General features: G+C 30.5%; 19 protein-coding genes. 5 read left to right on the top strand and 14 right to left on the bottom strand.

Annotated elements, in window-relative coordinates:
* Position 1: 1 nt before the first annotated feature.
* The gene (locus KV700_RS12360; protein WP_166383494.1) at positions 2-1,114 is read right to left on the bottom strand and encodes an efflux RND transporter periplasmic adaptor subunit; all 1,113 of its coding nucleotides are present in this window, start codon (positions 1,112-1,114) and stop codon (positions 2-4) included.
* A gap of 636 nt (positions 1,115-1,750) precedes the next feature.
* On the opposite strand from KV700_RS12360, the gene KV700_RS12355 reads away from it, so the two are divergent.
* The 3 genes from KV700_RS12355 (at position 1,751) to KV700_RS12345 (ending at position 4,224) form a co-directional block, all read left to right on the top strand.
* Positions 1,751-2,941 (top strand): peptidogalycan biosysnthesis protein, encoded by a 1,191-nt coding sequence (locus KV700_RS12355; RefSeq protein ID WP_218598057.1) that lies wholly within the window; start codon positions 1,751-1,753, stop codon positions 2,939-2,941.
* A complete protein-coding gene (locus KV700_RS12350) occupies positions 2,928-3,794 on the top strand; it encodes an acyl-CoA thioesterase II (protein WP_166383498.1) in 867 nt (288 codons plus the stop codon). The genes KV700_RS12355 and KV700_RS12350 overlap by 14 nt, the downstream gene beginning before the upstream one ends.
* A 76-nt stretch (positions 3,795-3,870) precedes the next feature.
* Positions 3,871-4,224, top strand: a complete 354-nt coding sequence (locus KV700_RS12345) for an SdpI family protein (RefSeq protein WP_166383500.1) — start codon at positions 3,871-3,873, stop codon at positions 4,222-4,224.
* Positions 4,225-4,325: 101 nt separating this feature from the next.
* Here the strand turns inward: KV700_RS12345 and recO are convergent, their stop codons facing one another.
* Entirely contained in the window at positions 4,326-5,048 is a 723-nt protein-coding gene (recO, locus tag KV700_RS12340; RefSeq protein WP_166383502.1) for a DNA repair protein RecO, read from the bottom strand.
* Between the two features lies 1 nt (position 5,049).
* Positions 5,050-7,410, bottom strand: coding sequence for a hypothetical protein (locus KV700_RS12335; RefSeq protein WP_218598056.1), 2,361 nt, complete (start codon positions 7,408-7,410; stop codon positions 5,050-5,052).
* Between the two features lie 86 nt (positions 7,411-7,496).
* Between KV700_RS12335 and KV700_RS12330 the strand changes: the two genes are divergently transcribed.
* Positions 7,497-7,970, top strand: coding sequence for a CYTH domain-containing protein (locus KV700_RS12330; protein ID WP_166383507.1), 474 nt, complete (start codon positions 7,497-7,499; stop codon positions 7,968-7,970).
* A gap of 5 nt (positions 7,971-7,975) precedes the next feature.
* Here the strand turns inward: KV700_RS12330 and KV700_RS12325 are convergent, their stop codons facing one another.
* Together KV700_RS12325 and KV700_RS12320 are read right to left on the bottom strand one after the other, a co-directional pair.
* Positions 7,976-8,614: a hemolysin III family protein gene (locus KV700_RS12325; RefSeq protein WP_218598055.1), complete on the bottom strand. Its 639-nt coding sequence runs from the start codon at positions 8,612-8,614 to the stop codon at positions 7,976-7,978.
* On the bottom strand, positions 8,611-9,375 hold the full coding sequence (locus tag KV700_RS12320; protein ID WP_218598054.1) for a 1-acyl-sn-glycerol-3-phosphate acyltransferase: 765 nt from the start codon (positions 9,373-9,375) through the stop codon (positions 8,611-8,613). The genes KV700_RS12325 and KV700_RS12320 overlap by 4 nt, the downstream gene beginning before the upstream one ends.
* Positions 9,376-9,569: 194 nt before the next feature.
* Here KV700_RS12320 and trpS point away from each other — a divergent pair, with 194 nt between their 5' ends.
* Positions 9,570-10,538, top strand: coding sequence for a tryptophan--tRNA ligase (gene trpS / locus KV700_RS12315; RefSeq protein ID WP_166383513.1), 969 nt, complete (start codon positions 9,570-9,572; stop codon positions 10,536-10,538).
* Between the two features lie 66 nt (positions 10,539-10,604).
* Here trpS and KV700_RS12310 read toward each other — a convergent pair whose 3' ends face one another.
* From KV700_RS12310 to ricT, 9 genes are all read right to left on the bottom strand, one after another.
* On the bottom strand, positions 10,605-11,591 hold the full coding sequence (locus tag KV700_RS12310) for a DUF4837 family protein (protein ID WP_218598053.1): 987 nt from the start codon (positions 11,589-11,591) through the stop codon (positions 10,605-10,607).
* A 185-nt stretch (positions 11,592-11,776) separates the two neighbouring features.
* Complete coding sequence (locus KV700_RS12305) at positions 11,777-13,066, bottom strand: lytic transglycosylase domain-containing protein (RefSeq protein WP_166383517.1); 1,290 nt, start codon at positions 13,064-13,066, stop codon at positions 11,777-11,779.
* An 8-nt stretch (positions 13,067-13,074) separates the two neighbouring features.
* Complete coding sequence (locus KV700_RS12300) at positions 13,075-13,836, bottom strand: exodeoxyribonuclease III (protein ID WP_166383519.1); 762 nt, start codon at positions 13,834-13,836, stop codon at positions 13,075-13,077.
* A gap of 47 nt (positions 13,837-13,883) precedes the next feature.
* Entirely contained in the window at positions 13,884-14,114 is a 231-nt protein-coding gene (locus tag KV700_RS12295) for a hypothetical protein (protein WP_166383521.1), read from the bottom strand.
* Between the two features lies 1 nt (position 14,115).
* Positions 14,116-14,769: a 3-oxoacid CoA-transferase subunit B gene (locus tag KV700_RS12290; RefSeq protein WP_218598052.1), complete on the bottom strand. Its 654-nt coding sequence runs from the start codon at positions 14,767-14,769 to the stop codon at positions 14,116-14,118.
* A gap of 146 nt (positions 14,770-14,915) precedes the next feature.
* Positions 14,916-15,617 (bottom strand): CoA transferase subunit A, encoded by a 702-nt coding sequence (locus tag KV700_RS12285; protein WP_218598051.1) that lies wholly within the window; start codon positions 15,615-15,617, stop codon positions 14,916-14,918.
* Between the two features lie 134 nt (positions 15,618-15,751).
* Complete coding sequence (locus tag KV700_RS12280; protein WP_166383527.1) at positions 15,752-18,016, bottom strand: penicillin-binding protein 1A; 2,265 nt, start codon at positions 18,014-18,016, stop codon at positions 15,752-15,754.
* 71 nt (positions 18,017-18,087) lie between these two features.
* Positions 18,088-18,582, bottom strand: coding sequence for a gliding motility lipoprotein GldH (locus KV700_RS12275; protein WP_166383529.1), 495 nt, complete (start codon positions 18,580-18,582; stop codon positions 18,088-18,090).
* Positions 18,560-20,095, bottom strand: a complete 1,536-nt coding sequence (ricT, locus tag KV700_RS12270; protein WP_218598050.1) for a regulatory iron-sulfur-containing complex subunit RicT — start codon at positions 20,093-20,095, stop codon at positions 18,560-18,562. Before ricT ends, KV700_RS12275 begins: the two co-directional genes overlap by 23 nt.
* Between the last annotated feature and the right edge of the window lie 44 nt (positions 20,096-20,139).

Genomic DNA, 20,139 nt, shown 5'->3' with positions numbered 1-20,139 from the left:
ATTACTGTTTATTAATTTTTACAATCATACCATCAAAAGCACCTGGCAGTATTTGTGTTAATATTTTTTGATTATTTTCCAACCCTTTAATCACCACTTTTTCACTGCCAAAATAAACTGGTTGAATATTAGTTAACGTTAAAATACTGTCATTTTTAACTGTATAAACAGATTGGTTATCTACTAATAATTTTCTAGAAATTTCAATAGCATCTGTTTCAGATTTGGCAACTAAGTCTGCTTCTAAAAACATACCTTCTTTTAAATCGGTATGTATTACATCTACATATGCTTTTATAGTTTGTGTTACTTGGTCTACTTTTCCGTTAACACGAACCACTTTTCCTGTGTATTTTTTTGTTTTTTCTAAATTAGATAAGTCAACAGAATTACCAAGTTTTAATAAGTCTGCATATGCTGAATTTACAGAAACTTCCATTTCATATATTTTAGGATCTATAAATTCTCCTAATTTCTGACCCACTCTAACCAAAGTTCCAGGGCTAACTAAAGCTTCTGTTAAGATACCAGAAAAAGGAGCTCTAATTTGATGTTTAGACAAACGTACTTCTAGGTTTTTAACATTATAATATGCCGTTAAAATTCCTCTTCCAGAAATAAAGTACTTTTCTTTATCTGATGAAAATTTTGGTAATTTTGGTGTTGATTTATTCATATCAAAACCTTGTAAATAATTTTCCCACTTCTTAAATTCAACCGGATAATCTAAACGTAAATCTGGTAAAATAGCAGTAATTAAGTTGTTTAAACTGCTTTTTTGAGATTGTAAACTAGCGTAAAACTCATCACTATTAATACTTAATAAAGTTTCGCCACGGTTATAATTTGTACCCGCCTTAAATAATTTATTAGCAGATTTTAAAACTCCAGAAACTTCAGAGTAGATTTCTATTTTATTCTTTGCAATTAAGTTTCCGCTTGCAGTTAAAATAATAGGAATATTTTTATTATTTACATTTTCTACAAAAACTGTTTTTAGCTGTCTTTTAAATATTGGCTTTGGTTTTTGGTTTTTATCAATAAGGTAATTACCTAATAAGATAGCACCTACAATTGTTAAAACTCCTAGAATAGCTAGAATAATCTTTCTCATAATTAGTTAGTTGTACTTTAAATTTTATGCTTTTAAAAAAATGGTATTTGGCAAATATAGTTCTAAGACGCTCAGAACATTAAATAGTTTAGAATCAAGAATGTTAAAGAAATGTTATAATTGGTTAATTGTTGAGTTAAAATTTAATGAAGTTCTTTTTATTTTAACGTTATATACTAAACGAACAAATCTAAGTATCGTCTAATTTTAGAGTTTCATCAATTTTAAAAATCAAAAAGAAATACCTTTTTAATAAAATAAGACTAGACACACTGTTTTTATTAATGTTACTGCCAATAACAATTATCTATTAAAAAATTACACCAATAATAAATGATACTCCATTTTAGACTCGTATAAAATTTAGACAACAATACGTAAGAAGCCATACCCTTATTACGACTGATTACTCGCCACAAAAAGAATTAATTAGAACATTCTTTTCTAAAGCTATTAATTATAGAAAATAAAAGTTAGGCTTATAAAGACCTTTTTTTTTATAAAAAAACTGCAGACACTAATAATACATAAAAGCTATTGAAATTAGAAGCAATAAAATTTGACTTATAAAAAGACCTATTATTACCAAAGAAAACGGAACTTTGCATAGAAATTTAAAATACCATATGAATTAATTTGATTTGCAGTACTACCAAAAATACCGCAAAATTTTTCTCTTCTATAGATGAAATTCCTTCCAAAACTTGGAAGGCTTTAGGTTGTACCGAAAATATTTATTTTCACCCAGAATTTTTAGCATCATTAGAAAAAAATCACCCAGAAATAACTTTTATTTATATTATTTTGGTTGATAAAGAGAATCAACCTACTGCTTTTGCAAGTTTGAAAATAATTAATTTTGAATTAAATTCTATTAAAAACGATTTTGAAACTTTAAAAAATATTGGAAGAAAACTACATGTATTTCCTGATAAAAAACCTTTAAAATTATTTGTTTGTGGAAACACTTTTGTTAGCGGAGAACATGGCGTTTTTATAAAGGAAAATCAAGATAAAAAAGCCATTATAAAAGAATTGGCAGAAAGCATCAATTACTTTGTGAATGCTGATAAAAAGCTAAAAAAACAGATTGATGCATTTCTTGTAAAAGATTTTGCAAACGAATCTTTGTTTATTACTAATATTTTAAAAGATTTTGGTTACCATCCATTTTCTGTTGAACCCAATATGAAGCTTCAATTACATGAAAATTGGCAAAATTTTGATGATTATTTGGCTGCCATGAAAACGAAGTTTAGAGTAAAAGCAAAAAAAGCTTTTAAGCAGAGCTCTAAAATAGAAATTAAAGAAGTTACTTTAGAAAACATAGATGATATTTTACCAAAAATAACTGCTCTTTATAAAAAAGTTGCGTTAAATTCTGGTTTTAATTTAGGCGTTTTCAATTTAGAAACTTATAAAAATTTAAAAGAAAAATTTGGTGATACTTACATTTTAAGATCTTATTATTTAGATGATAAAATTGTTGGTTTTATTTCTGGAGTTGTTAATAAACAAGCATTAGACGCACACTTTGTAGGTATCGATTATCAATTAAATAGAGAATACGCTATTTACCAAAGAATGCTCTATGATTATATAGAAATTGCCATTAATAAAAAACTAAAAATTTTAAATTTTGGCAGAACTGCTAGCGAGATAAAAAGTTCTGTTGGTGCAGTACCCCAAGATTTAACCATGTATCTTCGTCATCAAAAAACGATTAAAAACAAAATTTTAAAGTTATTTTTGCAAAGAGTTCTACCAACTCTATTTCAACAAAAATTTCCTTTTAAAACTTTAGAACCCAAGCATGAAAAACACTAAAGAATTAATATCACTTTTAGATTTAGAAAATTTAGACAATCATAATTTTCGCGGAAATAGCGTTACCATTGGAAGTCCTAATGTTTTTGGCGGACAAGTAATAGCACAAGCAGTAAATGCTGCTTATAAAACCATACCAGAAGATCGTTTTTTGCACTCTTTACACTCTTATTTTTTAGAAGCCGGAGATTTAACGATTCCTATTAATTACCATGTAGCAGAAGTAAGAAATGGAGGTAGTTTTTCTACAAGAAGAGTTACTGCTAGCCAAAATGAAAAAACTATTTTTATTTTAGCAGCTTCATTTCATAAAAAAGAAGATGGTTTTGAGCATCAAGCAACGTTTGATGTGGCTATAAAGCAACCTGAAAAATTATTGAGTTGGGATGATATGTTAGAGAAATTTGGTGATTTTTTACCAAAATCTATGAAATACTTTTTAAGCATAGAAAGACCCATAGAATTTAAGCCGGTAAGAATACCAAACCCACTACAACCAGAAAATTTACCACCAACAGAACAGGTTTGGTTTCGTTTAAAAGGTGAAAAGCAAGAAATGAATTTTAGAACAAAACAAGAAATTCTTGCCTATATTTCTGATTATAACATATTAAATGCAGCTTTTAACCCGAATGCAAGCAACTACAATTTTGGAAATACTCAAACCGCAAGTTTAGATCATTCTATGTGGTTTTTTAGAGATTTCGATTTTGATGATTGGATGTTGTATTCCGTAGAATCTCCAAATGCTTTTGGGGCTAAAGGTTTGTCTAAAGGAAATATTTTTACAAGAGACGGTAAATTAATTGCCTCTGTAGCACAAGAAGGATTATTAAGACCTATTAAAAAGTAGGCAGTAGCAGTAGCAGTAGCAGTAGCAGTAGCAGTAGCAGTAGCAGTAGCAGTAGCAAAATTAAAAAAATAGAATTATGAGTGAAACTTTCATATATATACTTACCACAAACGGTTTATTATTTTTAATCAGTATTCTTTTTTGGAAATTCCCTCCCAAAAAAGTAAATGGAATTTATGGCTACAAAACACCAAAAGCAATGCTAAATCAAGAAATATGGGATTTTGCAAATGCTAATTTTAATAAAAGTTTTTTAATTTACTCTGGTATTTCTTTTTTAGGTGCTTTAGCTCTTGTAAACTTTGCTACTATAGAATTAACTTGGCAACCAATGGTTTTAGTGCTATTATCTATTTTAGTTAGTGTTATAAAAACAGAAAGAGCATTAAACGATAATTTTACTGAAGAAGGTAAAAAGAAGAAAAATTAAATTTTTTTTCAAACTAAAAAACAATCAATAGCCAAAGTCTTGTTTCTTGCGTCTTTTAGCAAAGCGGTCTTAAGTCTTTTACAGTCGGTATTTTTGATGTATCAACTAAAAACGGTTTCTAAAATTTGTAATGATTTTGGCTTTCGAAATCCATCTAAATGCAATTCGAAATAGTGAATTATAATTTTTAAAACAATCTGTCTCTCTTGTTTGCTAAAAGATACATTTTCTATTTCGTCAAAAGTTATGCCTAACAATTTTTTAAACTGGTAATAATAGTTGCCTGAAATAATGTTTTTTTGAGAGATTAAATCAGAAAACATGCCTTCACCTAAATCAAAACCATATTTGTCTTCATCAGATAAATCTGGATAAAAACCTAAAAAACGGGTTAAATTTAGTAAAAACAATAAGTGAAAATTGGCAATTTTATCATGTAAATCTAACCAAATAAGTCCCGATTCTAAATACTCGTAAAGGCCTTCATTTTTTTCTTCTTCTTTTATAGCATAAGAGAGCACTTCAGATAAAAATAAAACTACAGATTGTTTAACAATGTCTCTATAAATAGTTTGGTAAGGATATGAAACCTGAACCTCTTTAATAGAATTTAAAGTCCCTTTATTGTTATGGCTTGCAACAATTGTTAATTGTGTTAAAGGCTGAAAATAAGCGGCCTTTATACCTCCTTTTTTAGCTTTTAAAATACCTCTAATTAAATAAGATTTTACACCTTCTTCTTCTGTAAAGCATTTTACAATTAAGCTAGAGTCTCCAAATTTTAGAGAACTTAAAACAATTGCTTTAGTAGTTACAACAGCCATTTTAATTTACAATTGCAATTTTAGTAACCGCTGTTTCTGTTGCATCCTCATTAGAAAGTAACACAATATAAATACCAGAAGCTACAGCATTACCTGCAAGATTTTTTTTATTCCAAACCACTTTTCCTCCTTGTAACTCCTGCCCTTCTACTACATTCGTTTCATGCACCAAGTTACCAGCAACATCAATTATTTTTACATTGGTTCCTTTTGGTAAATGTGTACCGTTTCTACCATCAATAGTAATCGTTTCATGATTTTTTAGCGCAGGGTTTGGGTAAGCATAAATAGCTGGAATAACATCGCCAAAAGGCGCCACTTTACTATTGTAAACTACAAGACCTCTATTGGTTGCAAAATAAACTTTCCCTGTACTATCATCTACCGCTATTTTTACAATTTTATTAGATGGTAATGGCGAATTTTGCATGCTAAAATTGGCTAAAGTAGTTTGTCCGTTTGGATTGGTATAAATTACACCTCCATTATCTGTACCAAACCATTTATTATCTGCGCCATCTACCACAATGCTATTAACCCTTTGATCTCCCAAAAGCCTTTCTCCAAAACCCTCCTCGTTTCCGTTGATAACTACTGCATTTGCATTTGGTGTGGCATCATCAAAAACACCTGATGCATTACTATACATTACCAAACCAGATCTCGTACCAATCCAAACTCTATTGCTACCATCCACAGCCACAGACTCTACATTTGCATCCGGAAGGTTTCCTAAATTTGGTGTAGCAATCAAAGCTTTTTTTCTATTTCCATTTTCATTAAAAACATAGACTCCATTTGCTCTTGAGCCATACCAAAGACTGTTATTTTTATCTATAGCAATTTCACTTAAACCTGCCCTACTAGCATCAGTTTCTACAGATCTCATATCAAAACTAGTCCAATTGCCACTTGCAGAAAGTTTGTGTAACTCATTATCTACTAAAACATTTGTAACCCATAAATTTCCTTGAGAATCGAAGACAGAAGCACTAACTCTTACCGTTACTCTTACTGGATCTCCTGGTTCAATATCTTCTAAAGTACTATTATTATGATTATAAAATGTTTTTATCTCGTCATTTTCTAACACTAATAAACCTCCTGTTGCATTCTTATTATTAATAGAAGTTATATTCGTATCACCAAAAGAACTTACATAGACTTTATTTTCTGTATTTGGATCTATAGTTACATGATTTAAATCTGTAAATGGAGCTGCTGAATTTAAATTTATATTTTTCCATTTTGCTCCATCAACCTCTTCATCGTTAAAATGACTAACAATGCCTATTCTATTACCAATAGGTCCGTAAGTATCTGTATAACCTCCATAAACAACCCAAACATTGTTATTATTCGCTGCAATAGAAAAAATATCATTTTCTACAGGACCTTCTGGATGGATTTCAATATAATCTATGCTATTTTTATTCTTTTGTAAAATACCATATTCTTTGGTTGCTAAAAAAATGGTCTCATTTTCAAAAAAGGAATTGTTTAAGGTAAAATTGAAACCTGGTATCGTGCTAAATTGAAAAACAGTATTTAAAGATGTATCAAAAATTACGGAGTTTTTACTTAGCGTAACCGCCAAAAAAGAGGCTGAGCTTTTAATAGAAGTAATAGATTGAGAAAAATCTCTTATTTCATTTAAATTCATTCCATCTATTTCATAGATTTTCGTTTCAGATATCGCAAATATGCTATTATTAAACGTTACTAATCTCTTAAAACTATTGCCGTTAAATTGCTGTTTCCAATTATTAAAATCTATTAAAGATGTATTGTTTATATCTGCCGTATAAATTCCGTTTTCGGTAGCTGCATAAATAACATTATTTAAAATAGTAGTTGCATTAATTCTTATAGCACTAGATCCTGCACCAATAAAATAGGTGTCTCCAAACTCTAATCGATCAATATCATACACTACAATAGCAAATGGGGTAGACAAATACAATTTGCCATTATACGCTGTAATATCGTTGATGCTTTTCTCTCCAGATTGATTAAAACTAACAATATCTGATGAAATAGTTATGATACCATCCTCATCTACAACCTCTACCAATCCGTTCTCATACCCAATTACAAGCCTTTTAAAATCACTATTATAATGAATAGAGCTTGTATTTTCTCCAGACAAACCTTGTACGGAAGACAATTTTTCAATCTCTTTTGTAACCACATTATACGTAAAAACAGCATTGTCTGATAAAGCATAAATTACATCATCTACTTTTACAAAATCTTTTACATTGTTGTAAGAATAAAAGTCTTCCCAAGAAGCACTATAATCTGTTTGCGCAGAAAAAAGTACTGAAAATAGCAATGTATATAGTAATAATAGTTTTTTCATTATTAAATTTTGATTCTCAAAGATATTTATTTATTGTTACAATAACGATAAAACACCTTACATTAGTACAAAAATGAAAAGATTTTATGAGCGTAGAAATAGAAAGAAAATTTTTAGTAAAAAACAACGATTTTAAAAGTAATAGTTACGCGCAGAAAAGCATTAAACAAGGGTATTTAAATTCTGATAAAAATAGAACTGTAAGAGTTAGAATTGCTGATGAAAAAGCTTTTATGACTATTAAAGGAAAATCTAATGCAACAGGAACAACCCGTTTTGAATGGGAAAAAGAAATTGACAAAACGGAAGCTGAAAGTTTACTTTTATTATGCGAACCAAGTATTATAGATAAAACAAGATATTTAGTTAAAGTAGGTAATCATACTTTTGAAGTTGATGAATTTTATGGAGATAACCAGGGTTTAACGGTTGCAGAAGTAGAATTAAACTCAGAAACTGAAACTTTTACAAAACCAAGTTGGTTAGGCAAAGAAGTTACTGGAGATGTAAAATACTATAATTCTAGTATTAGTAAACATCCTTTTAAAGATTGGGAATAAAATATCTACAAATAATAAATGGCAAGAAAGTGACTGATGCTACCTAATAAAACAAATACGTGAAAAATAGCATGATTGTAAGGTAGTTTTTTGATAGAATATAAAATGGCTCCAACCGTATAAAATACACCTCCTGCAATTAATAAATTTAAACTAAAACTTGTTAATGCTTCCATTAAAGGTTTTACAAAAAACATCATTTGCCAACCCATTAAAAGATACATTGCTGTAGAAATCTTATCGAACCTTCCTGTAAAAAATAGTTTTAAAATGATGCCTGTTAAGGCAAAAAGCCAAACGGCAATAAACATCCACCAACCTAAATCAGAATTTAAAGCTACTAAGCAAAAAGGCGTATAACTCCCAGCAATTAAAACGTAAATAGCTGCGTGATCAAAAATATTTAATCGTCTTCTTTTCTTCGGATTTTTCGCTGCATGATAAAATGTAGAAGCAGCATATAAAACAATTAAACTCAACCCATAAATTACAAAACTAGTAATGTTCCAAAAGTTAACATAGTTAGTTGCTTTTACTATTAAAAAAGGAAAAACAATAATACTTGCAAGCAAGCCTAAACCATGAGACCAAACATTTAAGCGTTCTTCTGTCTCTGAATATCCTGGATTTATTTTTACACTCATTTTGTGCTATTTGTATCTTTCATATACTTTTTGTCATTTGCCAAATCATTGTAAATAATATCAAATGTTTTGTCTTTTAATTGATCTATATCTTTAGTAGACAGGCCTTTTGTAGAAATAAATTTATGTTGGTGTACTCTAAAAACACCCATACCTCCTTTAAAAATATCCCAAGAAAATAAACGTTTACAATCAAAATAAACTTGCGGCACAATAGGTATCTCATACTCAATAGCTAAACTAAAAGCTCCTTTTTTAAATGGTGCTAAAATTACATCTTCTTCTGGCACTAATCCTTCAGGAAAAATAGCCATACTTACACCATTTTGCAATCTTTTTTTAGCCATGCTAAAAACTCTTCTTCTACTTTCTGGATTGTTTCTATCTACCATAATAACAACTCGTTTATAGAAAAAACCAAAAACTGGTATTTTAACCAACTCTTGTTTACCAACAAATACAATAGGGTTTTTACTGATGGCAATCAATACAAAAGGATCCATTAAAGAAGTATGATTTGGGCAAAACATATAACTTTTATTCGGCTCTAGTTCTTCATCAAATTGCGTATTTAAACGAAAACCCATTCCGTAAATTAACACTTTAGATAAAATTCTAGCAATTCTCCAAAAAATAGGATAATGCGACTCTTTAAAAGTAAATACTAGTAAAAGCGGAGACATCACTAAAATAGTTACAATCATTAAAAGATAAAACCACAAACGCCAAATTAAAAGAAAAGGGATTTTAAGGTATTTCATAAAATCAAAAAAAATTGCTTGATTATTTAAATTAGTAATTACTTAAAAGAATAAAGTTACTATTCTTAATGCTACTAAGAAACAAAAATACTAATATTCTTTTGTTTGATAGGTTTTCTTAAACAAAACCTTATTTTTGTAGTTACAGAGAGAATTAGAATTTCTCCATCAAAAAAAAAGATAAAAACAACGTAATGTCTAGAATTTTAACAGGTGTACAAAGCACAGGAACTCCACATTTAGGAAATTTATTAGGAGCTATTTTACCAGCAATAAAAATGGCAAATAGTCCAGGAAATGAATCTTTTATATTTATTGCAGATATGCATTCTTTAACCCAGATTAAAGATGGAAAAGAATTAAGAGAAAACACATATAGTGTTGCTGCTACTTGGCTTGCTTGTGGATTAGACATTAACAAAACAATATTTTACAGACAAAGTGATATACCACAGACAACAGAATTGACTTGGTATTTAAGCTGTTTTTTTCCGTATCAAAGATTAACATTAGCACATGGGTTTAAAGATAAAGCAGATAGATTAGGTGATGTTAATGCCGGTTTATTTACCTACCCAATGTTAATGGCTGCAGATATTTTATTGTATGATGCAGAGATTGTACCTGTTGGTAAAGATCAATTACAACATTTAGAAATGACACGAGATGTTGCCAATAGGTTTAATAATATTGTTGGGGAAACATTGGTTCCGCCAAAGGCGGAAATTCAAGAAGGAACAAAGTTAGTTCCTGGAATTGATGGTGAAAAAATGAGTAAATCTAGAAATAACATTATCAATATTTTCTTACCAGACAAAAAGTTAAGAAAACAAATAATGGCTATTAAAACAGATAGTTTAGGCTTAGAAGATTCAAAAAACCCAGATACAGATAATGTTTTTGCATTGTATAAATTACTAGCTTCAGATACTCAAATTGCAGAAATGAGAGCAAACTACGAAGGTGGAGGTTATGGGTATGGACATGCAAAACAAGCTTTATATGAATTGATTCTTGAGCAGTTTTCTCCAATAAGAGATCGTTACAATCATTATATGGAAAATAAGCATGAACTTGATGAGGCTTTAAAAATTGGAGCAGAAAAAGCAACTGTTGTTGCTAACGGTGTTCTAAAAAGAGTGAGAGCCAAAATTGGTTACTAAATAATATTTTTAAGCATAAAAAAACCGAAAGCAAATGCTTTCGGTTTTTTTTATATAAGTTCCTTTTTATTTAATCTTCATAGATTTTGCAATAGCCTCTAATTCAAACAAAAAAGCTCTTTTATTTACAGAAGGCGCATAAGTAAATCCTTCAAAAACAATTAATCGGTTGTTCTTTTTATCTACCACCGTGTAATTTAAAAATGGTCCTGCCATAAAATCGTTTTTCACTTCCCACTTTCCACGAGTTTCATACGCTTTTTTACCATCTATAACTGCATCAAAAGTAAAAGGAGTATATGCTAACTCGGTAATCATGTGCATGGTTTCTGGATCTGAACCAGGTATGTATTTTTTTCCAATTCTATTTCTAACAGCTACAATACTATCAGAAACTTGTGCTTCATCTACTAAAGGAACAGCATACACTAAAATATTATTACTTCCGGTTTTTGCAATTCCGCTTGATAAATGTTGACGCAACCATAAAAAATCTCCCGTATCATCTACGGTATTAAATTTATTATTAATGGTTAATGAAACCCCTAAATTTTGTAGTGTTTTAAATTGAGAATCATCTAATTTATTTTTTGCAAACAAATTTTGAAGCATGTTTACATCAGATTCAATAAAAGTTTTAATAATCTCTTTATGATGTTTTTTAAAGAGTTTTACTACACTTTCTCTGTCTTTGGCATACACATAAACAATAGTTTGTGGTTGTGCATATACATTTTTTCTTATAAAGTATTTTTCTTCATCTGCAACACCAATAACCATAATATTTCTACCAACTTGCATCATTGTTTTAAATCCGTTTGGAGCAACTTGAGATACAGATAAAAGAGATTCTGGCTGCGGTAAACCAACCATTAATTCTCCAAAAGAATTTCTTATTTCTTTACCAATATCACCAGCCCAATCACTAGCCTTGGTAACTACCATTACTTTGTTTACTTTACCAACCGATGATCGTAAAGTAATTTTATCCTTTCCATCATCACATGAGGTTAATAAAACTGCAATTACTAGTAGTGTAAATATTTTTTTCATGAGTTTAGTTATTTTTTATGTTGTAAGGTTGGTTCTAACATTTAAAAGTTTAATACACCAAATACTGTTCCACTTTTAGAGTATTTCAAAGAAAATTAAAAATGTTTTTAGAAATACTTTAAAGCAGGTCTATTAGGTATCTTTTAGGGGAGTTTTTATTACTTTTTTCTTTCTTTAAACAGTATTTACCTTCCTATTTTCTTTGGATAAACAGACAATCTTTGCCCTATTTTTAATCGGCTTGTCTTTAAACTATTCCAACGTTTAAGATCACTTACACGAACCCCAAATTTATTTGCTATTTTACCCAAGAAATCTCCATTTTTTACTCTGTAACGTATACGTTGATCCATTTCAAAATACTTAGGTAAAGGCTTTTCTCTTTGCGCATCATCTGTATCTGCCAAAGCATAAATTTCTTTTTCCTTATCTAAAAACTCAATAACCTTGCTACTTGGTAATATTAAAGCATAATTTTTGTCTTTTACAAACGGAATAATATCTAATTTATAAGACGGGTTTAGCTCAGACAAAACATCTTCATCAATGGCAATCTTCTCTGAAATTTGATCGAAACTAATGGTTCTTTTAACATGAATTGTATCTGTCTGAAAATCAAAAAACTGAGGAAGCTCAGAATAAATATTATGTTCATTTGCATATTCAAAAATATACATAGTTGCATAAAAAGCAGGTACATAACTTGCCGTTTCTCTTGGTAAATAAGGTCTTATATTCCAATAATTTGTATACCCACCAGAACGTTTTATTGCTTTTCTTACATTTCCAGGTCCAGAATTGTAGGCCGCTAAAGCTAAATCCCAATCTCCAAAAACAGTAAATAACTGACTTAAATATTTACAAGCAGCAATGGTTGCTTTTACAGGATCTTGGCGCTCATCTACATAAGAACTCACTTTTAAATCGAACTCTACTCCCGTACCATACATAAATTGCCACAAACCTGTTGCACCAGCTCCAGACTTAATTTTTGGTCTTAAAGCAGATTCTACAATAGCCAAATATTTCATTTCTAAAGGAATATCATATTGATCTAGATATTGCTCAAACATTGGAAAATAGTATTTTGCTTTTGCCATTAAAGCAGGATAGTATCTTTTACGGTGTAACAAGTAACTATTAATTACCTGTTCTAAAGAAGGATTAAATGCTAAATTAAAAGGCGTTTTATTATTTAAAGCAGTAAGACGTGATTTTAACAAATCTGTTGTTAAAACAGTGCTTGTGTTTCCTATAATATCTATATCATTTATTACGTAACTTAACGAATCTACCAATGCCGAATTAAATTTTTCATCGACCAATAAGCTATCAATTGCATTTAAATCTGCATCAGAAAAAAAACTTTTTCTAATAGGTTTTTGTAAGGTGTCTTTGGTTATAAATAAAGTATCTTTTTTTACTTGTGAAAAAATAGGACTAGTTAATAGGAGGAATATAATTAGTTTCTTCATGTTTTATTTTAAATATCAAGTTCTACAGCTATTGGACAATGGTCTGAATGTTTTGCTTCTGGCAAAATATATGCTCTAGAAATTTTTTCTTTTAGAGGTTCTGAAACCATCGCATAATCTAAGCGCCAACCTTTATTATTTGCTCTAGAATTTGCTCTGTAACTCCACCAAGAATATTCTTGTTTTTCTTGATTTAAAAAACGAAAACTATCTATAAATCCGCTCTTAATAAATTCACCAATCCATGTTCTTTCTTCTGGCAAAAAGCCGGAAACGTTTTTCATTTTCGGATTGTGAATATCAATTTCTTCATGACAAATGTTATAATCTCCACAGATTACTAAATTCGGAATTTCGAGTTTTAAATTATTGATGTATTCTTGAAATTCATCCATGTATTTAAACTTAAAGTCTAATCTTTCAGAATTTGTTCCAGAAGGCAAATACAAGCTCATTACAGAAACACCATCAAAGTCTACTCGCAAATTTCTACCTTCAAAATCCATAGATTCAATTCCGGTTCCATACTCAATATGGTTTGGTTTTTCTTTACAAAAAATGGCTACAGAAGAGTATCCTTTTTTCTGTGCAGAAAACCAATAATGATACGGATAACCTGCATTTTCAAAATCGGTAAGATCTAATTGTTCTTTATGTGCTTTGGTTTCTTGTATGCAAATTACATCTGGATTTGCGGCTTCTAACCAATCTAAAAATCCTTTTTTTAATGCGGCTCTAATGCCGTTTACGTTGTATGATATTATCTTCATGTATGCTTTTTAATTTCCTGATAAAGGAAAACACTCTTATTTTTAATTTATTGCTCTAGCACTATTGGATTCTTTAAAAAGATCCAAGTAATTTGCTTTTTCTTTCCTGTTTGGGTTAGAATTATTTTTTTTCTTGGCGATATGATAAATGCTAAAACAGCACTAATTGCCGCTTTTAAAGGGAAATTATCCGAGGTATAAAATTGATCAAAAATCAACATAAACAACACAATTAGAATGGGATAAATTAACCAATATGTTTTTTTAAATAACTTCATATTAAAACTTCATTTCTGGTATTTCTCCATTTACAATTAAGGTTCCTTCTGTTGCATTCTTAATATCTTCTACAGAAACGCCAGGAGCTCTTTCTAACAAATGAAACACGTTGTCTCTTACTTCTAAAAATGCTAAGTTTGTTACTATTTTTGTTACACAACCAACTCCCGTTAAAGGCAAAGAACATTTCTTTAAAACTTTAGATTCACCACGTTTATTGGTGTGCATCATGGCAACAATAATATTTTCTGCAGATGCAACTAAATCCATTGCACCTCCCATTCCTTTTACCATTTTACCTGGAATTTTCCAATTGGCAATATCACCATTTTCAGCAACTTCCATGGCTCCCAAAATAGTTAAATCTACATGTTTACCACGAATCATAGCAAAACTCATTGAAGAATCGAAAAAACTTGCTCCAGGCATCGTCGTTATCGTTTGTTTACCAGCATTTATAATATCTGCATCTTCTTCACCATCAAAAGGAAAAGGGCCCATGCCTAGAACACCATTTTCACTTTGAAATTCAACCTCAATATCTTCACGTACGTAATTAGCAACCAAGGTTGGAATACCAATACCTAAGTTTACATAAAATCCGTTTTGAACTTCTTGAGCGATTCGCTTTGCAATTCCTATTTTGTCTAACATAGTACTAATTTGAAAATTAATAAATTTGGTAATTAGAAAATGTATTAATTCGATCTAATGTGATTCTTGTAAAAACAAAACTCTCTAATTAATTTCAAATTAATACAGTATCAATCCCTGTCTAGGCAGGAATAACAAACGAATAATTATTCGCGATTACGCACCGTTCTTTGTTCTATTCTTTTCTCGTAATCTTTACCTTGAAAAATACGTTGTACAAATATTCCGGGAATATGAATATTGTTGGGGTCTAATTCACCAACTTCAACTATTTCTTCTACTTCAGCCACAGTAATTGTTGCGGCGCCGCACATATTCGGATTAAAATTTCTAGAAGTTCCTTTAAAAATTAAGTTTCCAGCAGCATCTCCTTTCCAAGCTTTAACAAAGGCAAAATCAGCCTTAAAAGCAGGTTCTAAAACATACATTTTACCATCAAACTCTCTGGTTTCTTTTCCTTCTGCAACTTCTGTTCCGTAACCTGCAGGCGTATAAAATGCTGGGAAACCAGCTTGTGCAGCTCTACATTTTTCTGCTAACGTTCCTTGCGGAGTTAACTCTACTTCTAATTCTCCAGATAACATTTGACGTTCAAACTCTTCATTTTCTCCTACATATGAAGAAATCATTTTTTTGATTTGTTTATTTTGAAGCAATAATCCTAAACCAAAATCATCTACACCTGCATTGTTAGAAATACAAGTAACATCTCTAACATCTAGTTTTACCAATTGAGCAATTGCATTTTCTGGAATTCCACATAAACCAAAACCACCCAACATAAAAGTCATTCCATTTTTAACACCTTTTAAAGCATCTTCTACGTTGTTTACTTCTTTATTGATCATAATTGTTCGTGTTTTAGAACTTCCCGACTAAACGCGAAGCGACATTCTTGTAATTTACTAAAAAATAAATTTAATGCAAAATAAAGAATTTATTGAAACAAAAATCTCCTAAATATTAGGAGATTCTTTTTAGACTAAAAATCGGTATCTTCTTCTATAGGAGCATCGTTATCATCAGATGTATCATTACAATTAATATTGATTGATAAATTATCTGGTTTTTCAAAATCTTTCTTACTCACATTTAACGTTTCATCCGCATATACTTTTTGCATATATAACGCCCAAGAAGGTAAAGCCATTGTAGCTCCTTGTCCTTTTGCAATACCAGCAAAATGAGTTGCTCTATCTTCTCCACCAGTCCAAACACCTGTTGCTAAATTAGGTACAATCCCCATAAACCACCCATCAGATTGATTTTGAGTGGTACCTGTTTTACCTGCAATTGGGTTTGTAAATTTATAAGGATGCCCTGTAACGTAATCTGCTTTTTTCCAAGGTAAACGTAAACGAACACCAGAACCAGATTGGGTAACTCCCTTTAATAAATCTAACACAACATAAGCAGATTCTTCGCTTAAAACTTCTTTTGTTTCTGGTGTGAATTCTTCTAAAACAGTTCCGTTTTTATCTTCAATTCTTGTTAAAATCATTGGAGCAACACGTAAACCTTGATTTGCAAAAGTAGCATATGCACTTACCATTTCTAATAATGATAAATCTACGGCACCTAATGCAATAGAAGGATTTGCAGGAATATCACTCTCTATACCAGCAGATTTTGCTAAACGCACTACATTCTCTGGACCAACCATATCTATTAATCTTACAGACATTGTATTTACAGAACCTGCTAAACCATCTTTTAAACTTAGCATACCACCATACTTTCTACTTGCATTTTCTGGAGTCCAAGCTTTAGGTATTCCATATTTTCCTTTTGGAATTGTATAAGGTATGTTTGGAAACTCATCACAAGGAGATAATTTTAATTGATTAATTGCAGCAGCATATACAAATGGCTTAAAGGTAGAACCTACTTGTCTTTTCTGTTGCGCAACTGCATCATATTTAAAATGTTTGTTATTAATACCACCTACCCAAGCTTTAATATGACCAGATTGTGGCTCTATAGACAACAAGCCAGAACGTAAAAAGTATTTGTAATATCTTAAAGAATCTATTGGAGACATAATGGTATCAATATCACCTTTCCAAGAAAAAACACTCATTTCCGTTTTGGTTTTAAAAACTTCATCGATATATTTTGTAGATTTTCCTGCAATTTTTAATCTTTTATATCTGTCAGAATTTTTCTTAGCTCTTTCTAAAATTCTATTAATTTCAGATTCATCTATGTCATAAAAAGGAGCTGTTTTATTTCTTTTCTGCTCTGTAAAAAAATAAGATTGTAAATTAGACATGTGTTCTTCAATAGCTTCTTCTGCATATTTTTGCATTCTAGAATCTATCGTTACATAAATCTTTAAACCATCTCTAAAAATATTATATTCTTCTCCGTTTGGTTTTGGATTTTCTTCCACCCATTTTCTTAAATATTTTTGCAAATATGTTCTAAAATAAGTTGCAGAACCATCACTGTGTCCTTCTTTATGAATATCTAAACCTAAAGCCAATGCCTGTAAAGAATCTTTTTCTTGTTCAGACAGAAACTCGCTACGATTCATTTGTTTTAACACAACATCTCTACGATTTTTTACTCGTTCGGCTCTTCTTAAAGGGTTAAATAGTGATGCATTTTTTAACATCCCTACCAACATTGCAGATTCTTGTATCTCTAATTCTTTAGGTTCTTTACCAAAATAAATACGCGCTGCAGAACGAATACCAACTGCTTGGTTTATAAAATCGTACTTATTTAAGTACATGGTAAGAATTTCATTTTTGGTATATTGTCTTTCTAATTTTATAGCAACCACCCATTCTTTCACCTTTTGACCAACTCTTAAAAAAATATTTCTAGAAGCTCTACCAGTAAATAACATTTTAGCTAGTTGCTGTGTTATTGTACTAGCACCACCACTTCCTGGTTTTAAGATAGCTCTTGCAGTTCCTTTAAAATCGATACCAGAATGCTCAAAAAAACGTTCATCTTCTGTTGCTACTAAAGCTTTTATTAAATTATCTGGTAAATCCTTAAACTTAATAGGTGTTCTATTTTCTGTAGCATATTTACCCAATGTTTTACCATCTGAAGAAATAATTTCTGTTGCTAAATTATTTTCTGGATTTTCTAATTCTTCAAACGTTGGTAATTTTCCTAAACCACCCCAAGAAGCAATTAAAAACAATAGTAATACTGCTGCAAACCCACCTAGAATTAGCAACCAAAACCATTTAATATATTTTTTAAAATCTGTTGTTTTCTTTTGTGTCATAATAAAAAACTATTTCTCAACATTGTTGAGATTTCATTAATTTGTCTTTCCCACGCAAACGGGAACTTTATTTAATTTTCTATGCTAAAACCTACATCCTGAATTCCTTTTAAGAATTCAATAGGTTTCACTTCTCCATTTTTACGCATTGCATGGCGCACATTAAAAATATAATTTCCAGAAATTGGAAATGCCTTTTTTTCTTTATAAAATAATTTATTTTCTTTAATTTCTGTAAACCCAACACCTAAAAAACGTCCTGTTTTATCAGCCATTTCGTATTGTAAAGTATCTACAACCCTGGTTTCATTAGGAAAAACAAGTTCTGTAATAAGATACAAATTGCTATAGGCGTACTCATTATTATTTCTAATGTTGATAAATAGGTTTTTTGGAGAAATAGTGTCTTTTACTTCAAATTCAAAAAATATTTTTTCATTCGCTTTCCAACCTTCATTGTCTATTGATTTATATAGATTAAAATCTGATTTATCATCACAAGAAAACAGCAATAAAAGAGTTACTAAAACAATTAAAAAAGAATTACTTTTCAGAATTGTTGTCATTTTTTGGGTTATTATTTTTACGGTTTCTATTATTTTTTCTTGGCTTATTTACCTTTTTAACCTCTCCCTCTGGTTTCTTTATATCCTTAACTTCTCCTGCTGGTTTTTTTATTTCGTCTTGAGGTTTCGGTTTGGGTTTTCTTTGCGGCCTTGGTTTAGGCTGAACGTTTGCTTTAAGCTTTTGATTTGGGTTCGAATTTGCATTCGGGTTCACTTTAGCTTTAGGCTTCTGGTTAGGGTTTGTATTTGGTTGTTTCTTAGCCTGTGGCTTTCTTTTTTGATTTGGGTTGGGCTTTTGGTTTGGATTTGTATTTACCTTTTGATTTGGGTTTAACTTTGCCCTTGGCCTATTATTAGCAACTTCTGCTGGTTTTTTCTTATTTCTACTTTTCTTACGATTACTCGTTTTAGGAGTATCAAAACGTGTTAAACTATCTTGCCCAACAGCATCTTCGAAATCTACTTTTACTGGGATTTCTACATCTGCTTCATATTCTTCTAATGAAATAGATTTTTCATTATTTTTATTAAGCGCTATTATTTCTAAAACTTGTTCTAGTGTAAGTCTAAACCATTTAAATCGTTCTTCTTTATAAGTATACCAAAGATGATTTTTAAAAATATCCATCTTTACAAATACTGCATCTCCTTTTTCTGTTTTTAGTACTAGATCTTGTTTCGGAAATGATTTTAAAGCATCTAAATAGGTGTCTAACTCAAAATTTAAACAACATTTTAACTTACCACATTGACCAGCTAACTTTAAAGGGTTTAAAGATAGTTGTTGATAACGTGCTGCAGATGTAGTAACTTTTCTAAAATCTGTTAACCACGTAGAACAACACAACTCTCTACCACAAGAACCAACACCACCTAAACGGGCAGCTTCTTGTCTTGCACCTACTTGTTTCATTTCTACACGAATAGAAAAAGCACTTGCCAAGTCTCTAATTAACTGTCTAAAATCTACTCTTGTATCTGCTGTATAATAAAATGTAGCTTTGTTTCCATCACCTTGATATTCTACATCAGATAATTTCATTTGCAAACCTAAACGACCTAAAATTTCTCGTCCTTTTCTTTGCGTTTCTTCTTCTTTTCCTCTAGCTTCTTGCCAAATATCTATATCTCTCTGACTCGCTTTTCTGTAAATTTTCTTTACATCTTCATGCTCTGCGGTAATTTTGCGTTTTTTCATTTGCACTTTTACCAATTCTCCTGCCAAAGAAACCGTACCAATATCATGTCCTGGAGATCCTTCTACCGCCACAATATCTCCCATAGTGATGGGTAAATTATCTGGGTTTGTGAAAAAATGCTTTCTTCCATTTTTAAAACGGACTTCAAAAATATTAAATTTCTCTTGTCCACTTGGCAACGTCATATTAGACAACCAGTCAAAAACGGCTAATTTATTACTACCACTTCCGCAGGTTCCTGACCCACAATTACCATTACTCTTGCAACCTTTTGGTACTCCATTTTCTGTTGTACCACAACTTCCACATGCCATGTAAGTATATATATTTTTATAGTTGATAGTCTTTATAGTCTATT

The organism is Polaribacter sp. NJDZ03, assembly GCF_019263805.1.
GTDB lineage: Bacteria > Bacteroidota > Bacteroidia > Flavobacteriales > Flavobacteriaceae > Polaribacter.
Note: the sequence above shows the minus strand (reverse complement) of the source record. Positions and strands in the feature narration are given on the sequence as shown.

Coding starts and splice junctions, on each gene's coding strand:
- KV700_RS12290 (WP_218598052.1), bottom strand. CDS start 14,769: ATGTTAGACAAAATAGGAATTGCAAAGCGAATCGCTCAAGAAGTTCAA.
- KV700_RS12330 (WP_166383507.1), top strand. CDS start 7,497: ATGAGCGTAGAAATAGAAAGAAAATTTTTAGTAAAAAACAACGATTTT.
- KV700_RS12320 (WP_218598054.1), bottom strand. CDS start 9,375: ATGAAATACCTTAAAATCCCTTTTCTTTTAATTTGGCGTTTGTGGTTT.
- KV700_RS12305 (WP_166383517.1), bottom strand. CDS start 13,066: ATGAAGAAACTAATTATATTCCTCCTATTAACTAGTCCTATTTTTTCA.
- KV700_RS12325 (WP_218598055.1), bottom strand. CDS start 8,614: ATGAGTGTAAAAATAAATCCAGGATATTCAGAGACAGAAGAACGCTTA.
- KV700_RS12280 (WP_166383527.1), bottom strand. CDS start 18,016: ATGACACAAAAGAAAACAACAGATTTTAAAAAATATATTAAATGGTTT.
- KV700_RS12295 (WP_166383521.1), bottom strand. CDS start 14,114: ATGAAGTTATTTAAAAAAACATATTGGTTAATTTATCCCATTCTAATT.
- KV700_RS12275 (WP_166383529.1), bottom strand. CDS start 18,582: ATGACAACAATTCTGAAAAGTAATTCTTTTTTAATTGTTTTAGTAACT.
- KV700_RS12300 (WP_166383519.1), bottom strand. CDS start 13,836: ATGAAGATAATATCATACAACGTAAACGGCATTAGAGCCGCATTAAAA.
- KV700_RS12345 (WP_166383500.1), top strand. CDS start 3,871: ATGAGTGAAACTTTCATATATATACTTACCACAAACGGTTTATTATTT.
- trpS (WP_166383513.1), top strand. CDS start 9,570: ATGTCTAGAATTTTAACAGGTGTACAAAGCACAGGAACTCCACATTTA.
- KV700_RS12360 (WP_166383494.1), bottom strand. CDS start 1,114: ATGAGAAAGATTATTCTAGCTATTCTAGGAGTTTTAACAATTGTAGGT.
- recO (WP_166383502.1), bottom strand. CDS start 5,048: ATGGCTGTTGTAACTACTAAAGCAATTGTTTTAAGTTCTCTAAAATTT.
- ricT (WP_218598050.1), bottom strand. CDS start 20,095: ATGGCATGTGGAAGTTGTGGTACAACAGAAAATGGAGTACCAAAAGGT.
- KV700_RS12350 (WP_166383498.1), top strand. CDS start 2,928: ATGAAAAACACTAAAGAATTAATATCACTTTTAGATTTAGAAAATTTA.
- KV700_RS12310 (WP_218598053.1), bottom strand. CDS start 11,591: ATGAAAAAAATATTTACACTACTAGTAATTGCAGTTTTATTAACCTCA.
- KV700_RS12285 (WP_218598051.1), bottom strand. CDS start 15,617: ATGATCAATAAAGAAGTAAACAACGTAGAAGATGCTTTAAAAGGTGTT.
- KV700_RS12335 (WP_218598056.1), bottom strand. CDS start 7,410: ATGAAAAAACTATTATTACTATATACATTGCTATTTTCAGTACTTTTT.